The following is an 18,906-nucleotide window of genomic DNA, read 5'->3' as shown; positions in this document are numbered from 1 at the left end:
GTTACGCCTCTCGCTCCGTCGATTGTCCGGCCGCGGCCGGGTGCCCGGCGAGTTCATCCGGGGTGTAGTACTTCTCGAGCTCGCCGAGATCGAAGAGGGCGAGCAGGTCCGATCGCATCGGGATCTGATCCTTGCGCGTCACGGTGACGCCGGGGATCGGGTCGCCGGCCGTGCCCGGATCCACCGCGCAGACCAGCAATCTGTTCCGCCAGTCGGGGTCCATCGACGGGTGGTCGTCCCGGGTGTGCCCGCCGCGGCTCTCGGTTCGCAGCAGCGCCGCGTGCGCCACGCATTCGCTGACCAGCAGCATGTTCTGCAGGTCGAGCGCGAGATGCCAGCCGGGGTTGAACTGGCGGTGGCCCTCGACGGTCACCTGGCGGAACCGGGCACGCAACTCGGCGAGTTTGTCGATCGCCTCGCGCACCTCGTGTTCCTTGCGGATGATGCCGACCAGGTCGTTCATCGTCTGCTGCAAATCGGTGTGCAAGGTGTAGGGGTTCTCGCCTTTGCCGTCGGCGGGCGGATCGAACGGCGCCACGGCGGCCTTCGCGGCGTTCGTGACATCGTCGTCCGCGACTGCGGGCCGCTCGTCGAGCTGTTCCACATAGGCCGCGGCCCCGAGCCCGGCCCGGCGGCCGAACACCAGCAGGTCGGACAGCGAGTTCCCACCGAGGCGGTTGGACCCGTGCATGCCGCCGGAACACTCACCCGCGGCGAACAGACCGGGCACCGTGGCCGCGCCGGTGTCCGGATCGACCTCGACTCCGCCCATCACGTAGTGACAGGTGGGCCCGACCTCCATCGGTTCCTTCGTGATGTCGACGTCCGCCAGCTCTTTGAACTGATGGTGCATCGAAGGCAGTCGTCGCACGATCTCCTCGGCGGGCATCCGGGAAGCGATGTCGAGGTAGACGCCGCCGTGCTCGGTGCCGCGCCCGGCCTTGACCTCTTCGTTGATGGCGCGGGCGACCTCGTCACGCGGCAGCAGGTCCGGTGTGCGGCGAGCGGAGTCGTTGTCGCGCAGCCACTGGTCGGCCTCTTCCTCGGTCTCGGCGTACTGCCCCTTGAAGACCGGCGGAATGTAGTCGAACATGAAACGCTTGCCCTCGGTGTTCTTCAGCACCCCGCCGTCGCCGCGTACGCCCTCGGTGACCAGGATGCCCTTCACGCTGGGCGGCCAGACCATGCCGGTGGGGTGGAACTGCAGGAATTCCATGTTGATCAGCGTCGCGCCCGCGCGCAGCGCCAGCGCGTGCCCGTCGCCGGTGTACTCCCAGGAGTTCGAGGTCACCTTGTACGACTTGCCGATGCCGCCGGTCGCCAGGACCACCGCGGGGGTCTCGAACAGGATGAAACGGCCGGATTCGCGCCAGTAACCGAACGCGCCGGAGATGCGGTCACCGTCCTTGAGCAATTCGGTGATGGTGCATTCGGCGAAGACTTTGATGCGCTTCTCGTAGTCACCGGTCTCGGCGAAATCCTCCTGTTGCAGCGACACGATCTTCTGCTGCATGGTGCGGATGATCTCGAGGCCGGTCCGGTCGCCGACATGCGCGAGCCGCGGGTAGGTGTGGCCGCCGAAATTGCGCTGGCTGATGCGGCCGTCCGCCGTCCGGTCGAACAGCGCCCCGTAGGTCTCCAGTTCCCACACTCGATCGGGCGCTTCCTGAGCATGCAATTCGGCCATGCGCCAGTTGTTCAGGAACTTGCCGCCGCGCATCGTGTCCCGGAAATGGACCTGCCAATTGTCCTTCTCGTTCGCGTTGCCCATCGACGCCGCGCAGCCGCCTTCGGCCATCACGGTGTGCGCTTTGCCGAACAGCGACTTGCACACCACCGCGACGGACAGGCCGTGCTCCCTGGCTTCGATGACCGCCCGCAATCCGGCGCCGCCCGCTCCGATCACGACGACGTCGTACTTGTGCCGTTCCACTTCTGCCATGCAGAGAAACTCCTCGATGAGGCGGTCAGTCGATGAACCGCAGGTCCGAAATCGTTTGGCTGGCAACCAACATGACGTAGAAGTCGGTCAGCACGAGCGTGCCGAGAGTGGTCCAGGCCAGCGCCATGTGCCGGGTGTTCAGCTTGGAGACCTGGGTCCAGAACCAGTAGCGCGCCGGATGCGCGGAGAAGTTCTTGAGCCGTCCACCCGCGATGTGCCTGCACGAGTGGCACGACAGCGTGTAGGCCCACAGCAGGATCACGTTGACCAGCAGCACGATATTGCCGAGGCCGAAACCGAAGCCACCGGTCTTGCCGTGGAAGGCGACGATGGCGTCGTAGGTGTTGATCACCGAAACCACCAGGGCCACATAGAAGAAGTAGCGATGCGCGTTCTGGACGATCAGCGGCAGCCTGGTCTCACCGGTGTACTTGGCGTGCGGCTCGGCCACGGCGCAGGCGGGCGGGGAGAACCACACCGCCCGGTAGTAGGCCTTGCGGTAGTAGTAGCAGGTCAGGCGGAAACCGAGCAGGAAGGGCAGCACCACGAAGCCCAGCGGCAGGATCGCGGGCAGATCGCCGAAAGGGGTGCCGAAATGGCTGGAGCCCTCGACGCAGGAAGTGCTCAGGCACGGTGAATAGAACGGGGTCAGATAGTGATAGTCCGGGACCCAATATGCCGTGCGCACATACGATCTGATCGTCGCGTAGATGACGAACGCGGCTAGCCCGAGCACCGTGACGAGTGGGGGGATCCACCATCGGTCGGTGCGCAACGTGCGATCCGAGATTCGGGCCCTTGTTCTGCTGAATACGCCGGTGCCCGCTTCGGGGGCGGCGGTCGGTGCGGCACTCACAGGCGGATGCCTCGCTGATCTTGTGTGCGGGTGGTCATCGTTACCTCCGCAATCGAATGTGATGCTGAGCACCATACGACACGTGCGCTATTGATCGAACGGGGTCTCGACAAACATGCCCCGCCGTCAACCGTATGATTTGCGCCACATCAGGCATGCCTCATGCTTGTCTACGCGGGTTCCGGGCCAACCGGACTTTTCGAAGTCACGTTCCGCGAAACAAGATTCGAGCAGGCAAAAACGGAATGCCGGAATTGTCTCTTCAACCGCCGGGTGAAGACATCGATCGTCGGCCATACCCGACCGGAATCAACCTGTTGACCTGCTCGGATGCGCCCCGGCAACGGGAGGGTGCGACCGGAGCGCCTGTGCAGGCAGCGGCACGCGCCGCGCGGCCTCGCCGGATGTCGGTCTCGATGGTGTGCCCGCCGCGGTGACCGAACGCTCGGTGCGGGAACCGACACGGGTGGCGGTCTCGGCGCCGGTGCGCGGGAGAACGACTCGATCGTCGCGCCGGGCAAGGTGAACATCTTGATCGCGCTCGGTGTCCGGCCGGGGTGAGCGGCTTGCGCACCATGGCGGGTCGCTGCACGAACTGTGTCGTGCGGGGGGCCGATACGGCTCAGACGTCCAGCGCGCGCTGTGCGATCACGGCGGCGCCGTGCGCCAAGTCGCCGGGACCGCGGGCGGCCCGGTGGCACGGGTGCGGCCGCCACGGCAGGCATCGGGCAGGGAGTACCGCGATGGGCGGCGCGTGCCGCCCACCCCGGAACTACTTCGTCCGCGGACGGGAGTGGAAGCCGAGCCCCTCGTCCTGTGCGCCCATCCAAGCGGCCTCGTCGGACTTGCTGTCCGGCACGTAGATGACGTCTTGGGCGGTCCGCCGCACCTCCGGCGGCGGTGACTGCTCGAGTTCGTCGGCGTCGATGGCGAGGCGCTCGAGGTCGTTCTCCAACCGCCGCACCGTGCTGGCGTCGCCGTACTGGGTGCGGAGTACGCCGATGGATTGCCGGAGTTGGCCGACCGCGTAGCGTAGTTCCGCGAATTCGCTGCGAGTCATCGATACCTCCTGGATTCCCTGGCGGACATGCGAACTCGGTGCCGTGACGCGCGGTTGCCCGTTCGCCTTGGGCCGCGCTGTACCGAGCCGTGTGACCCACCACACAACGTGATCTACAACACAGTACCGAAAGAATTCGATCCTGGCTCGCGTGCGGCCGAAATCCGACGGTTGCCGCTCGATTGCCGAGCTCAGCCCGCTGCGGCGTACCCGGCACCCGACGGCGCCGCGGCGAACGCGCGCTCGGCGAGTCCGGCGATGGACAGCGCGACTTCTTCGGCCCGCTCGAGCAGCACGCTGTGCCCGGCGCCTTCGAGCCGGACCAGTTCGGAACCGGCCAGCTGGGAGGCCAGTGCCACCGAGTGCGCGAACGGGAAGATGAGGTCCGCCGAGCCCGCCAGCACCAGCGTGGGAATCGCGCCGAGCCGGTGCAGAGTCGCCGTCTCGTCGAAGGTGATCAGCGAGTGCAGGAATCCGGCCATGGTCAGCAGCGGCGTGTCGTTCAGCATGGCCGTGGCCAGCGCGGCGATCCGCGGGTTCACCTTCCTGGTGCCGAATTCGGCCTCGCGCAGGATCGGCGTGAACAGGCGGCGGGTCAGGTGCCTGGACGCCTGCATCACCTTCGGGGCGTGCGTGACGGCGGCTTGCAGCGAGTTCACTGCCCGCCGGTTCAACAGGCGCGCCAGCCCCACCTCGGTGATCCCGGCGGCAGCGGCCGCGAGCAACCCGACGCCTGCGATCCGCGTGCCGATGGCCTGCGGGTAGAGCCGGGCATAGGCGAGCACGACCATCGCGCCCATCGAGTGGCCGACCAAGATCACCGGACCGACCGGCGCGACCGTCCGCAACACGGTGTCCAGGTCGTGCCCGAGCTGTTCGATGGTGTAGGTCGACGGATGCGCCACCCCGGATTCGCCGTGGCCGCGGTGATCGTAGAACACCATCCTGGTGTCGTCTCCCCACTGCCGCAGGAGGTGCTCGCGCAGGTAGATCCAGGAGTCGGTGCGCAGGCAGTGTCCGTGCACGAAGACGACGGTCGCGAGGGCGTCGTCGCCGCCGAAGACGCGGACCGCGAGGGGAACGCCGTCTTCGGCCGACACTGTGACGTGGTGGCCGTCGTGATCTACGGCGCGGCGGGCGATGGTCGTGGACATGGCACCCTCCTGTGGGCGCGGCGCATGTTCGGCGCCTCTTGCCCAGATGTCGCACTGGATTTCCGCCCCGTTAACCCCCTACACCTGCCGTTACGTACACGTTGTCCAACCGACGCTGCCGGTCGATCGAGCAGCTGGCTTCGCTCGCACAGAAAAATCTACGAAATAGTAGTTGGAGAACTAGATAGCTTTAGATTGCCCTGATCGCTTTGTGCGGCGCGCTCGCGAGAAATATCTGCGGTTCTCTAGGAGAATTCCGATATCGGCGAATAGTTCGCGAGCGACCGCCCGCCGCACGCTCGGGCGGGCGTGCGGCGGGTCCGCTACCGCTCAGGCTTCCGCGTGGGGACGCGTGGACGGCAGGAATGGATGCAGGAGGTTCTCCTCGGTGGACGGGCCCATCTGCCACTCCGCGATCCACGGGCCGGTCCCCTCGCTCGGGTCGAGCACGCCGCCCTCCAGCCATTCGTAGCGGCCGTCGAGCACGCCGCGGGTGAGGGTGCGGTCGTCGTCGTCGGTGTTGTCCCACAGCGCGTCGAACAACTCGCGCACGCGCAGCCGCGACTGCCTGCAGAAGGTGTCCGCCAGTTCTTCGGCCGCCTTGCCCTCCGGCGCGTCGGCGGCGCGCAACGCGTGGGCTCGCACGCAGGCCGCCGACATCGCGAACAGCTCGGCGCCGATGTCGACGATCCGGCCGAGGAAGTTCTGCCGGTACTCCAGGCCCGCCTGCCACCGGCCCATCGCGTACATCAGGGACCTGGCCTGCTTGCGCGCACTGCGCTCGACGAAGCGCAAATGCCGGGCGAGCACGCCGAATTCGGTGTACGCCGCGGGTACCGTCCCCGCGCCGACCGCGAGCTGCGGGAACCACTTGGCGTAGAAACCCGTCGCGCCGACCGCGGCCTTCGCCTTGTCCTTGAACTCCGCTTTGCGGTCGACCAGCGCGCCTGCGGCCGCCATGTGCGCGTCGGCCATCTCCCTGGCGATCAGCAACCGCATGATCTCGCTGGAGCCTTCGAAGATGCGGTTGATCCGCAGATCGCGCACCAGCTGCTCGGCGGGGACGGCCCGCTCGCCCCGCGCGGCGAGCGAGGCCGCCGTCTCGTAGCCGCGGCCGCCGCGGATCTGCACGAGTTCGTCGGCGATCCGGCAGCTCATCTCACTGGCCCACAGCTTGGCCAGCGCCGCTTCGATCCGGATGTCGTTGCGGCCCTCGTCGGACATGGTGGCCGACAGATCGAGCGCCGCCTCCAGCGCGAACGTCGTCGCCGCGATGAACGCGATCTTCTGACCGACGGCCGCGTGCTCGCCGACCGGCCTGCCCCACTGCACCCGCTGGGTGCTCCACTCCCGCGCGATCTTCAGCGACCACTTGGCGGCGGCGGTGCACAACGCGGGGATGGCGAGCCTGCCCGCGTTCAGGGTGGTGAGCGCGATCTTGAGGCCGTCGCCCTCCCGGCCGATCAGGTTGCGCTTGGGCACCCGGACGTCGTGCATCCGGGTCAGGCCGTTCTCGATGCCGCGCAAGCCCATGAACGAGTTGCGCCGCTCGACGGTGATGCCCGGTGAGTCGGCTTCGACCACGAACGCCGAGATGCCACCGCGGTGCCCTTCGCTCTTGGGTACGCGTGCCATCACCACCAGCAACTCGGCGACCACGCCGTTGGTCGTCCACAGCTTCACGCCGTTGAGCAGGTAGGCCTCGCCGTCCTCGGTCGGCGTCGCGGTACTGGCCATCCTGGCCGGATCGGAGCCGACATCGGGCTCGGTGAGCAGGAACGCGCTGACCGCCCCGGCCGCGCAGCGGGGCAGGAACTCGGCCTTCTGCTCGTCGGTGCCCGCCAGTTTCAGCGGTTCGGGCACCCCGATCGACTGATGTGCGGACAGCAGCACGCCGAGGCTCGGGTGCGCCGAGCCGACCAGCATCAACGCTCGGTTGTAGCCGAACTGGGAGAGTCCCTGGCCGCCGAACGATTGTGGGATCTTCAGGCCGAAGCAACCGAGTTCGGCCAGGCCCTTGACGTATTCGTCCGGGATCCGGCTCTCCGCTTCGATCACCGATCCGTCGATGGACTCGCACAGCGTCCGCAGCCGGGACAGGAACGCCTCGGTCCGCTCGGCGTCCTCGGGGCCGGGCTCCGGATACGGGTGGATCAGGTCGAGCCGGAACCGCCCCAGGAACATTTCCTTGGCGAAGGACGGCTTGGCCCAGCTCGTTTCGCGGGATTCCTCGACCAGTGCGCGGGCCTGTTCTTCGGTGGCGTCGACTTTCGCGGCTGTCGCCATGATGTCCTCCCTCGGACGTGATCAGGATCACATCCGAGTGTAGGAGGGTTTGTTACTCATCGGTAGGCCTGCTGGTCGAGATAAATCTACGAATATCTATTGATCTTGAAAGACGGGCGAATAGTTGGCAATCAATCGCTGCGCGGGCGGCCGGCGGGCGCTCAGACCGAGCGCAGATAGCGGCCGAAGTGCGGCACCGTGAATCCGATGGTGCCGCGCTCGGCGGAGTAGATGAGGCCTTTCTTGATCAGGCCGTCCCGGGCGGGCGAGAGGGAAGCCGGTTTGCGGCCGAGTTCGTTGGCCACCGCCGCGGTCGCCACCGGGCCGTCGTCGCCGGACAGGTCGGCCATGGCGCGCATGTATTCCCGCTCAGCGGGGGTAGCCCGCTCATAACGGGAACCGAAGAATCCGACCGCCAACTCTTCCTCGGCGGCGGGCGAGGCCACCTCCACATCCTCGGCCGTGATCGGGCTCTCCGGCGCCTGATCCCATGCGGCCTTGCCGTACGCCTGCACGAAATACGGGTAACCATCGGCCCTGCTGTACAACGAGTCCAATGCCTCGTCGGTGAACTTCACGTCCTCGCGCTGGGCGGGCGCGATCAGCGCTTGGTCGGCGGACTCCCGATCCAGGCGGTCGATGCGGTGATAGCTGAATAGTCGTTCCGAGTAGCTCTTCGATGCGGACAGCACCGCGGGCAGGTGCGGCAGGCCCGCGCCGACCACGATCAGCGGTGCGGCGTCCTGGCTCAGTTCGTGGCACGCGCCGCAGATCGCGGAGATGTCGGCGGGCCCCAGATCCTGCATCTCGTCGATGAAGATCGCGATGCCGACGCCGATGTCACCGGCCAGCGCCGCCGCCTCGACCAGCAGCTCCACCAGATCGATCTCGATGTCGCCGGAATCGGCCCGGCCGCTCACCGCGGGCACGTCGATGCCGGGCTGCCAGCGTTCCCGCATGCCCTTGTCCGCGGTGGACCGCAGCGCGAAAGCCTTGAGGATGCCGAGGAAGTCGTCCACCCGTTCCGGATTGCGGTGCGCCGTCGCGATCGCCCGCGCCGCCATGTGCAGCGCCGAGGACAGCGGGCGGCGCAATTCCTGGTCCGGGCGCGCCTCGATCTTGCCGGTGCCCCAGCCGCGCGAGATGGCGGCCGAGCGAAGCTGGTTGAGCAACACCGTCTTTCCGACGCCGCGCAAGCCGGTGAGCATGACGCTGCGTTCCGGCCTGCCGCGCGCGACGCGTTCGAGCACGACGTCGAAAGCCGTGAGTTGCTTGTCGCGCCCGGCCAATTCGGGCGGGCGCTGTCCCGCCCCAGGGGCATACGGATTCCGCACGGGGTCCATGCCCCGACACCGTAGCGCGTTTCGTCCGGATAATCTGGGCACATCTATGGCGTGTTCTAGAAAGCCTTAGCGTTTCGTATTGCACTATTGCTCTCGCCGCCGGCTCTCTAGGCTGGTTGCGGTTCGCCAGAACGGTCGCGCGGCACGGCAGCGCGGGAACGGAGGGGCATGTCCGACGAACCACCTCTCGCCGGCCTCGCCGAGGTAGTCGGGTCTTGGAACGTGCCAGCGGGCGCCACGGTGGCCCAGCGCATCCGGTCCAACATCCTCGTCGCGATCGAGCGGGGCTACGACGATCCACAGCTGGTCGCCGATCTCGCGGTCGGCCCGCTGGTCATGGCGCTCGGCAAGCTCGAGGTCGAGCTGGCCGAGGCGCGCCGCAGGATCGACGAACTCGAGCGCGCGGTGCACGGAACGCGCCCCTGAACCCGAGTGGTCGGACGGGCCGGCGATGTCCTTCGGTGACCTCGCGCCGCCCGGCGAGATCAGTCCGTGACCTTCGCTTGGGCGGCCATTTTCCGCCGATCCAAGCGGGCTCCGGTCGTGATGGAAAAGACGCAGCTCTGTGGGGTGGACAACATCGCGTCGGCACCGTAATCTCTTCGTGACTTAGTGGAACCAGTCGCTTCGTAAGAGAAACGGCGCCACTAGTTACCGCCTTAACGGCTGTCGGGGCCCAACCGGTCTCGGCTTGTCGTACCGGGGACCCACAGGTTCGTCTGGGGTGAATCCTCGAGGCCGATTTCGGTCGCGAGGTAGGGCCGCTCTCCCGGCCCGAGCCCGTCAGCTAACCCGGTCGGCGGGAGAGCAGCAAGATCGGAGACGTAGCTCGGTGGGTAAACACAGCTTGCAACGGGATTCTCGGGTTCCGAATTCCGTCAAGGGTGCGATTGTCATGGGTGCGGTGGCCGCGACCGGCGCCATGCCCGCGATTCCGGCCATGGCCGCGACCATCAACGTTCCCGGTGTCGGCAATTTCGATGTTCCGCAGGAATGGGAACAGCCGGTCCAGCAGCTCAATCAGCAGATCCAGCAGGCGCTCGCGGCCGTTCCCGCCGCCCCTGCCCAGGCGCCGCAAGAGGTCGCTCCTCAGGCTCCCAATTTCGCGCCCATGCTGCCGGGCCTGTTCGGCCAGCAGCAGAGCAACTCCCCGGGTGACATCGCCCTCGACGCCGCCAGGACCAAGGTCGGCGCCCAGTACTCCTGGGGCGCGGCGGGTCCCCGCTCCTTCGACTGCTCCGGTCTCGTCCAGTGGGCATTCCGTCAGGCGGGCATCGAGCTTCCCCGCACCAGCTTCGAGCAGTCGCACGTCGGCGCTCCGGTCGCTTACAACGAGCTGAAGCCGGGTGACATCGTCATCACCAACGGCGGCGGTCACGTCGGCATCTACGCGGGCGACAACAAGCTCCTGAACGCGGTGCAGACGGGTACGCCGGTGTCCTACACGCCGCTGCGCCCCGACATGGTGGTCACCGCACGCCGTATCGTCTAACGAGTGGCCCGCGCCGAATCCGGCATCCAGAACACCGCCACCCAGGCCCGCGTTGATTCGTGGACCTGGGCGGTGCGTCTGTTCAAGACCAGATCCGCCGCTGCGGAGGCATGTCGTGGCGGGCACGTCCGGGTGAACGGCGCGACAGTCAAGCCCGCGCAGCCCGTGCGTCCCGGTGACGAGGTCCGCGTCCGCGCGGGCGGTATCGAACGCATTGTCATCGTGGAGCGGATCGTCACCAAGCGCGTCGGCGCTCCGATCGCCGCGCAGTGCTTGATCGATCGCAGTCCGCCTCCTCCCCCGCGCGAAATCCTGGCGAGCATGCCCCGCCGTGACCGCGGCGCAGGGCGGCCCACCAAGCGCGAGCGTCGCGAGACCGACCGTCTCATGGGCCGAGACGAGCACTGAACGAAAGCCGGCGACCGCTGGTCAGATCATGGCCACCGGGCTGAGTTGGCCCGCCAGATAGCGTGCCCTGCACTCGCCGCGGCGGAGCTTTCCGCTGCTGGTCTTGGGGATTCGCCCCGGTTCGAGGAGCAGTACCGCACCGGGCATCACCTCGTGGGTGGACGCGACCGCGGTGCGGATGCGCCGGGCCAGGGCGAACAGTTCGATCGGCTCGCGTCCGTCGACCGTGCCGAGTTCGGCGGCGACGACCAGGTCTTCGCGCAGCCCGTCGTCGTGCCCGAACGCCGTCACGTGACCCGGCCTGACCTCTGGCGCGCATGCCTGCACCGTCGCCTCGATGTCGGCGGGATAGTGATTGCGTCCGTCGACCACGATGACGTCCTTGCGGCGGCCCGCGATGTAGAGCTGGCCCTCGTGCTGGAAGCCGAGATCGCCGGTGCGCAGCCAGCGGGCAGTGCTTCCCGGCAGGGTGGCGCAGAATATCTCCGCCGTGGCATCCGGTCTCCCGAAATATCCGTCGCACACATTGTCTCCGGCCACCCAGATCTCGCCGACGCGTCCAGCGGGCAGCGCGGTTCCGAGCACCGGATCGACGATCCGCAGCTGTTGTCCAGCGGGTGCGCCGCACCCGACCAGCGGCACACCGTCCACGGATCCCGCCGCGTCCTCGGACAGCGCGACCGCGCGGCCTTCGGACAGTGCGGCGCGGTCGAAACGGTGCCATACCGGGTTCTCGCGCTGGTCGCAGACGGTGACCGTCAGGGTGGCCTCGGCCAAGCCGAAGCCGGGAGTGTGCGCGTGATGGCGAAAACCGTAAGGGGCGAAGGTCTCGGTGAACTCCTGCAAGGCGTCGGCGCGGACCGGCTCCGAGCCGTTGAGCACGATGTCCAGTCCGGACAGGTCCAGCCCGGCCCGCTCGGCGGGGGTGGTGCCGGACACCGCGAGTTTCAGGCCGAAATTGGGACACCCCGTGGTACCGGCGCGGTAGTCGGCGATCGCGCGCAGCCAGCGGACGGGGCGCTTCACGAACTCGGCGGGCGCCAGCGTGATGCCGTGCACGCCCAGGAAGAGTGGCAGCGAAAGGCCGAGGATCAGACCCATGTCGTGGAAGAACGGCAGCCAGGTCACGACGGGCCGATCGTCCGCGACCGACACGGCGTGCCCGAGTTGCGTCAACGCCGTGGCGAGATTGTCGTGCGTGACCCGGACGCCCGCGGGAGACCTCGTCGATCCGGAGGTGTACTGCAAATAGGCCAGCTCGTCGCACACCGGATCGATCACCGGTGCGGCCGGCGGCGTGGCGGGACGAATGCCGGGTGCGACGAAGCGTGTCTCGAGTGACCCCGCGCGGCGTGCCGTCGGGTCGGCCACGCTCGCCGACGCCATCGCGGTAGGCGCGCCGGACCTGATTCCCTCGGCTGAACCCCAGTCCGGCACACCGGGATTCGCGGGCAAGGCGAGTGCTCGTCCCAGTGCGGTGCCCAGGATCGGCGCGGTGATCTCGTCGTGAGCGGAGAGCAGGCTGAGCGAGGGCCTGGCATCGGCCAAGACGGCGTGCAGGCGTTCGCGGTTGCGTGCGCCCGCGGCCGGGAACAGCGGCACCGCGACTCGATTGCTGTACAGGCAGGCGAGAAACGCCACCGCGTAGTCGATGCCGTGGGCGCAGAGGATGCCCACGCGGTCGCCGGGGGCGCTTTCCTGCCGCAGTCGTGCGGCCAGCGCGCCCGACGCGGCATGCAGGCGCGCGTAGGTCAGCGTGACGGGCTTGCGTTCCTGGACGCGGAACCGCAGCTCGGTGAAGGCGGGCTCGTCCGGGCGGGTGGCGGCCCACGCGGCCACCGAAGTCGCGAGACCATTCCCCGCCGGGTGGTCGCCGCGGCTCACGAGGTCTCTCCGGTGTTCGCGGCGACCCGATCCAGCAGGGCGGCGCCGAGGGCGGTGATGGTGGGGTGTTTGAACAACTCCGCCGTCGCGATCCGGACGCGTAGCCGCGCTTCCAGGTTTCGGCGCATCTCGATCGCGAGCAACGAACTGAGTCCGAGGTCGTTGAAGTCGGCCCCGGCGTCGATGTGCTCGGCGGGCAGATCGAGCGTGCTCGCCAGAACGCGGCGGATGGTCGTGGTCAGCGGTTCGGCGGGCTCGGGCGTGCGCTCACTCGCCTCGGCGCGGGCGGGCGCCGGGTCGGGACGGCCGACGGGCACGAGCAGATTCGTCAAACGGATCGCGATCGGGGAAGTGTCGGTCGTCGGCGTGTGCTCCAGCGCGAGGAGGTATGGGCCGTCGTAGCGCAGGACCTGGGACAGTACGGCACTTCCGCCCGGCAAGTCGAACGCGCCGATGCCCGCTCGACGCAAATGGCTCGCGCCGCCCGCCGCCGCGGCGAGGCCGGAATCCCACAGCCCCCAGCCGACGCTCAGGATCCGTCTGCCCGGAACGCGCTGCGCGAGTGCGTCCATCGCGGCGTTGGCGGCAGCGTACGCGGCCTGCCCCGGCGCACCGAGGGCGCCGGTGGCCGAGGAGAACAGCAATACGAAGTCGGTGGCGTCGGTGGCGGTGAGCTCGATCAGATTGCCCGCCGCGGTGGATTTGGGCAGGAACGTCCTGGTCAGCTGGCCCGCGGTAATCGCGTCGAACCCGGCGTCCTCCAGCACGCCCGCTGCGTGCACGACACCGCGGATCATCGAGTCGGAGGCCCGGATGTCGCTGAGCGCGTTGGCCAGGTCGTCCCGGTCGGCGGCGTCGCAGCGCACCACGACGATGCGGTCCTCCAAGCCGTCGAGCAGCGCGGGCACCGGGCGAGGCGCCCTGGTCAGCACCACCACGTCGCGCGCGCCCGCGTCGAGCAACCAGCGCACGGCGACCGAGCCGAGCGTGCCCAGTCCGCCGGTGACGACGTATGTTCCGTTCGCGTCGACGCCGACGGCAGGCACGGCGCGTGGTCGCGCGGGCGTGAAGCGACGCACCGCGGTCTCGCCCGCCGACAGGCGCAGCTCGTCGGGAACGGCGCTGTCGGTGGTCGCCACCAGGCGGGTGAGCAGCGGCAGGTTCCTGGGGTCGGAATCGGCCCAGACCAGGCGCACCGTACGACCCGTCTCCAGTTGCAGCGAGCGCACCAGCCCGGCGATCGCCGCGGGGACGACCGAGGCCGCCGCGGCGGGCTCATCGGGCCGCGGGAGCGGGCGGGCCGGATCCTCGTGCGGCAGTACCACCGTCACGGACGCGGTGGCGTCGTGAGCGGAGATCAGTTGCAGCAGTTCGAGGACACGACCGGCCGCCGCGGCGCTCTTGCCCGCGCTCACGCCGAAACCGGTGGGCCAGACGGCCACTACGGCGTGGTCACCGCTGCGCCTGGCCATTACCGCGCTGACGAGCGAGCTCGCGTCGTCCGGTTCCCGCGCGACCCGTTCGGTGGGCAGCTCGGCGTCCAGCGCGCGAGCGAGCCGGACGGCGAGGTCGGAGGCGCCGACCACCACCGCGCGCCGCACGAGGGTCGCGGGTGCGTCACCGAGCCCGAGTGAACCGGGATCGCGCGACTCCCAGGACTCCTGACGGAAGGGCGCGTTCCGCGTTTCGTGTTCGGCGTGCGCCGTGCGAAGCCTGCCGAGCCCCTCCTCGTCGGTGGGGTCGGCATAGCGAATGTGTACACCGGAGAAGGCGAGACAGGGCACCCCGTGCTGGTCGGTCGCGATGACGTCGCCGATCAATCCGGTGTCGGCGCGCTCGCGGACCAGCGCGTGCACCTCGAGCACGTGGCGATTCGGTTCATGTGACAGCCAGGCCGAGTCGATGCCGATCGGCAGCGGAATCGACGTGCCGGGCAATTCGTCGAACACCGCCGCGGCGAGCACGTGCAGGCAGCCGTCCAGCGTTGCGGTGCGATGCAATTCGGCGGCGTCGAACAGGCCCAGCGCCCGTCCGGTGCCCGCGGCGATGCCGCGCAGCGTGCGGAATCGCGGACCGTACTCCAGCCGTCTGCGGCGCAATTCCTGGTAGAAGACGCCGGTGGTGATGACGCGCATGTGATGTCTTGCGGCCCGGTTTGCGTCGACCACCCGCATCCATGCGACGATATCCGCGGGTGTGGGGTCACCGGCGGGCCGGGCCGAAGCCAGCGTTCCGGTGCCCGTGACCTCCGCCCGTACGCTTTCCTCCGCTCCCGGCCCGCGATAGACGACCTCGGGCAGGGCGCTGCGATCGGTCCTCTCATGTACGGCGAAGTCGGCCAGTGCGGCCGCCCCCGCCGTGTCCTTGGCGAGCCGCAGCAGCCGCCGCAGCCAGAAGACGGCGGGCACGATGTTGTCGCCCTGTACTACGTGATGGGTCAGATCCTCGGCGGCGAAGGCGGATTCGGGGACGTGCGCGCTCGCGGGTCCGGCCACCAGCAGCGGGAATTTCCGCTTGCGCCACTGCCGCGGTACGGGTGTGCCGAAGGGGCCGAGTGCGGACCAGTCGACCGGCCGCCCCTCCAGGTACAGCCCGGCCACGCCGGTGAGGAAGCCGCTCGCCTCGTCATCGCGCAGCGCCACGGCATGCGTGCCGTCGCGGAAGTCCGGGTACTCCCGCACCGCCGCGAGCAACACCGGCTGCGGGCCGATCTCCACCACGGTGGCGATGCCGTCTTCGGCCGCGCGCTCGAGCGCGGCCGCCAATTCCACCGTGCCCGCGGCATTCTCCGTCCAGTAGTCGCGGTCCATGGCGGCGGTGGTGATTTTCGCGCCGCGCCGCGCCGTCGAATACACCGGCAGGCGCGGCGTCAGGGGCGTGATCTCGGTCAACGCCGCGACGAAAGGCGCGAGCACGGTGGTGACCTGCGGGCTGTGCGCGGCGAAGTCGACCGCGAGCCTGCGCGCGAACATGTTGCGGCGGGTGGCTCGCCGCACCAGCGTGTCGATATAGCGCGGGGTGCCGGACACGACTACCGACCTCGGGCCGTTGATCGCGGCGACGGCCACTTCCGATCGCATCGGCTCCACGAGTTTGGCCGCCTCGCCCGGGGCCGCCTCCAGCACTGCCATCGCGCCGCGCCCGTCCAGATGCGCCAGCGTCGCGCTGCGCAGCACCACCACGCGCGCCGCGTCCGCGAGGGTCAGCGCGCCGCTCACCGCCGCCGCCGCGATCTCGCCGAGACTGTGGCCTGCCACCGCATCAGGGCGGATCCCCCATGCCGCCAGCAATTTCACCAGCGCCACCTGGAAGGCGAACAACGCGGGCTGCACCAGATCGGTGGCTTGCGCCGCACCCGCGGAGGTGAAACCTTGACGCGGCGTCCAGACCCGCGGCCCGCCCGCCGTCACGATCGCGTCGGTCGCCTCGGCGAGTGCGGCAGCGAAGACCGGATATCGCGCCGCCAGCGCACGGCCCATCTGCGGATGCTGGCCGCCTTGCCCGGAGAACAGGAACAACAGCCCGCCACGGCGGCGGTTCGCCACGGGGCCCAGCGCCGCGTCGGCGTCGCCGTGGCCGAGCGTGCGCAATCGGTGCACCGCGTCGGCGTGATCGTGCGCGAGGATCGCGGCCCGGGTCGGCTCCGGCACCGCTCGCGCCGCCGCTGCGACCGATTCGGGCAAGGAGGGCGCTGTTCGGTCGAATTCATCGGCCAGCCGCAGCGCGCGGTCGCGCAGTTCCTCCTCGTCACGTGCGGTGAGCGGCAGCAGTATCGGGAAGTGCGCATCGTGTTCGGCCCGCGCTCGCGTGGCGCCGCGGAGCACGAGATGCGCGATCGTGCCGCCGAATCCGAACGAGCTGATGCCCGCCACGCGTTCCGTCGCGTCCACCCCGCTCCAGTCCACCGGCTCGGTGGGCACGCGCAGGCCGCGCTCGGCCAAGTGCAGCAGCGGATGCTCGGTGTGCACGTTGATCGTCGGGGCGATCACCCCGTGGTGGATGGACAGCGCGGTCTTCACCATCCCGGTGACTCCGGCGGCGGCCTCCAGATGCCCGATGTTGGACTTCACCGAACCGATCCAGATCGGGTCGTCCGCGCCGGGCCCGAGCGCGGCGGCGAGCGCGCCGACCTCCACCGCGTCACCCAAAGGCGTTCCGGTGCCGTGGCATTCGATGTACCCCGCGCTGCTGGGCGGGCGCCCGGCTCGCGACCACGCGGCCCGCAACGTCTCCTGCTGTGCGCGGCCGTTCGGCGCGTACAGGCCATTGGAGCGGCCGTCCGATCCGACGGCGGTTCCGACGATCTCCGCGTACACCCGGTTGCCCTCGCGTACCGCGTCCGCGCTGCGCTGCAGAATCACCACGGCGCAGCCGTCGCCGCGGGTGTAACCGTCCGCGGCGACGTCGAACGGCGTCGAGCGTCCGCCGGGCGACAGGAAGCCGCCCTCGGCCAGGTAGTTCGAGGTGTGTTCCAGCAAGACGAGATTGACGCCGCCCACGATGGCGAATGGGACGGCGCCGTCGGCGAGCAGCCGGACCGCGAGGTCGACCGCGGCGAGCGAGGACGAGCACGCGCTGTCGAGTACCAGACTCGGCCCGTGCAGGTCGAGCACGTACGACAACCGGTTGGCGATGATGCTGAGCGCCGATCCGGTCACCGCGTAGGGCGCGTCGTGACCCGCGCGGCCGAGCACCGCGATGCCGTGGTCGTACCCCGACGCGCCGAAGACGACGGCCGCGCCGGAACCCCGCGTGCGATAGCCGATCCCGGCGTCGTCGAGCGCCTCGACCGCCACTTCCAGCGCGAGCCGCTGCTGCGGATCCATCAGCGCGGCCTCGCGGTCGGAGATGGCGAACCAGTCGTTGTCGAAGGACTCGACATCCGCGAGGTACCCGCCGCGCCGCGAGCCCAGCCGCCCGGCGGGCGGGGCGGACGTGGCGTCCCGGCCCTCGAGCAACAGCTGCCAGAACTCGGCGACGCTCGCCGCCCCGGGCAGTCGGCAGCCGATGCCGATGATGGAGACGGGTGGATGCGAGCCGACGGAATCAGTGGCCGCGCTGCTCATCGCATCGCGAGATACTCGACAAGCTGTTCGATGTCCGGATGGTCGTAGAGCGCGGTCAGCGGAACTTCGACTCCCATGGCGTCCTCGAGATAGGCGGTCAGCCTCGCGAGCTGAGTGGAACCGAGGCCGAGATCGGTGAATGGCGAGCTGGTCGACACCGAGGCGGCGTCGACACCTAGTAGATCCGCTACGGCAAGGACGGCGGCACAAGTGAGTGCGGTGCGTCGGCTATTGCCGAGCGAACCGTCGTGTTCCGGTGCACCACTGTGCCCGTCCGGAAGACCGGGCCGCATCGCGTCCTCCCTCCCCGTCTCCCCGGCTGCTGTCACCGCTCGAGAACGGTACCCCCGCGATTATGCCGCAGAAACCGCCCGGAGCAACGTCGCATATCCGCTGCCTGCCCGGCTCTTTCGCGAACCGGCGTGATCACATACCGTGGCACCGTGACCGAACCGGACAGCGGTGCCGCCACCCGTGCCGAGCGCACGCCGACTCTGCCCACCCTGCTGCGCTGCTGCGCCGCGCTGGCGGCCACGCCGGGCCGGTTGTTGCGGCCGCGCCGCCCCGACACCGCCCTGCTGGCGAACCTCGAAGCGCTGCCGCCGCCCGCCGCGAGCGCCACGGTCCGGCTGACCGTGCTCACCCAGGCCACCATGTCGGCGCCGACCACGATCGTGGCCGAGGGCGTGCGCAGCCTGCGGGAGATGCGGCTGTCGATGGCGGCGTTCCTGGTCGAGCATCCGAAGGCGCGGTTCCTGGTCGACCCGGCCCTGTGTGCGGGCGTGCACGAGCGCGTGCTGCCCGAATTGCCGTTCCCGGTGCCGCTGCTCGTCGCGCCGGACAAGCCGGTGCTCGGGCTGTCCGACGCGCTCGCCGCGCACGATGTCGCGGGCGAGGACATCGATTTCGTGGTGCCGACCCATCTGCACTGGGATCATGTCTCCGGCCTGCTGGAGCTGCCCGCCTCGGTCGAGATCCGATTGCCCGGAGTCGAGTACGACTGGGCGATGGGCGGCCCGCACGCACCGGCCGGTGTGGCGCGCGGACCGCTGCGTGGGCGCAGTTTCGACCGCTTCGAGCTGGACGGACCGCCTGTGCTGACCTTCCCGCGCAGCAAGGACCTGTTCGGCGACGGCTCCGTGCTGCTGGTCGATCTCGCGGGCCACACGCCGGGCAGCATCGGCGTATTGCTCGCGGTGGACGACGGCAGCCGCGTGCTGTTCGCCGGCGACGCCGTCTGGAGCAAGTTGCAGGTCGATCTGCTGCGGGAGAAGGCGCCCATGCCGGGCAAGCTGTTCGACGCCGACCGGGACGCCGCCTTCACCACGATCCATCGCCTGCACGCGCTGCCCGACGGCATCGAACTCGTCGCGAGCCACGACTACGCGGCCGTCACCGCCCGCGCGGCCAAGTAA

At 69.2% G+C, this 18,906-nt stretch carries 13 protein-coding genes and 1 riboswitch; of the genes, 4 read left to right on the top strand and 9 right to left on the bottom strand.

Annotated features, from left to right (window positions below):
* Nucleotide 1 precedes the first annotated feature (1 nt).
* From ABZ824_RS11215 to ABZ824_RS11190, 6 genes are all read right to left on the bottom strand, one after another.
* The gene (locus ABZ824_RS11215) at nt 2-1,942 is read right to left on the bottom strand and encodes a fumarate reductase/succinate dehydrogenase flavoprotein subunit (protein ID WP_356963173.1); all 1,941 of its coding nucleotides are present in this window, start codon (nt 1,940-1,942) and stop codon (nt 2-4) included.
* A 25-nt stretch (nt 1,943-1,967) separates the two neighbouring features.
* Nucleotides 1,968-2,798 carry a hypothetical protein gene (locus ABZ824_RS11210; protein ID WP_356963171.1) on the bottom strand — a complete coding sequence of 277 codons (831 nt, stop codon included), beginning with the start codon at nt 2,796-2,798 and terminating at the stop codon, nt 1,968-1,970.
* A 772-nt stretch (nt 2,799-3,570) separates the two neighbouring features.
* The gene (locus tag ABZ824_RS11205) at nt 3,571-3,858 is read right to left on the bottom strand and encodes a hypothetical protein (RefSeq protein ID WP_355071084.1); all 288 of its coding nucleotides are present in this window, start codon (nt 3,856-3,858) and stop codon (nt 3,571-3,573) included.
* Nucleotides 3,859-4,049: 191 nt separating this feature from the next.
* Nucleotides 4,050-5,012 (bottom strand): alpha/beta hydrolase, encoded by a 963-nt coding sequence (locus ABZ824_RS11200; RefSeq protein WP_356963170.1) that lies wholly within the window; start codon nt 5,010-5,012, stop codon nt 4,050-4,052.
* Between the two features lie 330 nt (nt 5,013-5,342).
* Nucleotides 5,343-7,298, bottom strand: coding sequence for an acyl-CoA dehydrogenase family protein (locus ABZ824_RS11195; RefSeq protein WP_356963168.1), 1,956 nt, complete (start codon nt 7,296-7,298; stop codon nt 5,343-5,345).
* A gap of 161 nt (nt 7,299-7,459) precedes the next feature.
* Nucleotides 7,460-8,641 (bottom strand): ATP-binding protein, encoded by a 1,182-nt coding sequence (locus ABZ824_RS11190; protein WP_356963166.1) that lies wholly within the window; start codon nt 8,639-8,641, stop codon nt 7,460-7,462.
* 168 nt (nt 8,642-8,809) lie between these two features.
* On the opposite strand from ABZ824_RS11190, the gene ABZ824_RS11185 reads away from it, so the two are divergent.
* The 3 genes from ABZ824_RS11185 (at nt 8,810) to ABZ824_RS11175 (ending at nt 10,541) form a co-directional block, all read left to right on the top strand.
* Nucleotides 8,810-9,067: a hypothetical protein gene (locus ABZ824_RS11185; RefSeq protein WP_355071090.1), complete on the top strand. Its 258-nt coding sequence runs from the start codon at nt 8,810-8,812 to the stop codon at nt 9,065-9,067.
* 220 nt (nt 9,068-9,287) lie between these two features.
* Nucleotides 9,288-9,454: riboswitch (cyclic di-AMP (ydaO/yuaA leader) on the top strand.
* A gap of 82 nt (nt 9,455-9,536) precedes the next feature.
* Complete coding sequence (locus ABZ824_RS11180) at nt 9,537-10,133, top strand: NlpC/P60 family protein (protein ID WP_355071092.1); 597 nt, start codon at nt 9,537-9,539, stop codon at nt 10,131-10,133.
* A 3-nt stretch (nt 10,134-10,136) separates the two neighbouring features.
* Complete coding sequence (locus ABZ824_RS11175; RefSeq protein ID WP_356963164.1) at nt 10,137-10,541, top strand: RNA-binding S4 domain-containing protein; 405 nt, start codon at nt 10,137-10,139, stop codon at nt 10,539-10,541.
* 21 nt (nt 10,542-10,562) lie between these two features.
* Here ABZ824_RS11175 and ABZ824_RS11170 read toward each other — a convergent pair whose 3' ends face one another.
* Genes ABZ824_RS11170 through ABZ824_RS11160 form a run of 3 tightly spaced genes read right to left on the bottom strand, consistent with a single transcriptional unit; the run spans nt 10,563 to nt 17,820 of the window.
* The gene (locus tag ABZ824_RS11170; RefSeq protein ID WP_356963162.1) at nt 10,563-12,425 is read right to left on the bottom strand and encodes a fatty acyl-AMP ligase; all 1,863 of its coding nucleotides are present in this window, start codon (nt 12,423-12,425) and stop codon (nt 10,563-10,565) included.
* On the bottom strand, nt 12,422-17,491 hold the full coding sequence (locus tag ABZ824_RS11165; RefSeq protein ID WP_356963160.1) for an SDR family NAD(P)-dependent oxidoreductase: 5,070 nt from the start codon (nt 17,489-17,491) through the stop codon (nt 12,422-12,424). The genes ABZ824_RS11170 and ABZ824_RS11165 overlap by 4 nt, the downstream gene beginning before the upstream one ends.
* Entirely contained in the window at nt 17,488-17,820 is a 333-nt protein-coding gene (locus ABZ824_RS11160; protein WP_356963158.1) for an acyl carrier protein, read from the bottom strand. The genes ABZ824_RS11165 and ABZ824_RS11160 overlap by 4 nt, the downstream gene beginning before the upstream one ends.
* 114 nt (nt 17,821-17,934) lie before the next feature.
* Here ABZ824_RS11160 and ABZ824_RS11155 point away from each other — a divergent pair, with 114 nt between their 5' ends.
* Complete coding sequence (locus tag ABZ824_RS11155; RefSeq protein WP_355071100.1) at nt 17,935-18,906, top strand: MBL fold metallo-hydrolase; 972 nt, start codon at nt 17,935-17,937, stop codon at nt 18,904-18,906.

Source organism: Nocardia sp. NPDC047038, from assembly GCF_040644075.1.
Lineage (GTDB): Bacteria > Actinomycetota > Actinomycetes > Mycobacteriales > Mycobacteriaceae > Nocardia > Nocardia sichangensis.
The sequence above is the reverse complement of the archived record's forward strand: the minus strand, read 5'-3'. Positions and strand labels throughout refer to the sequence as shown.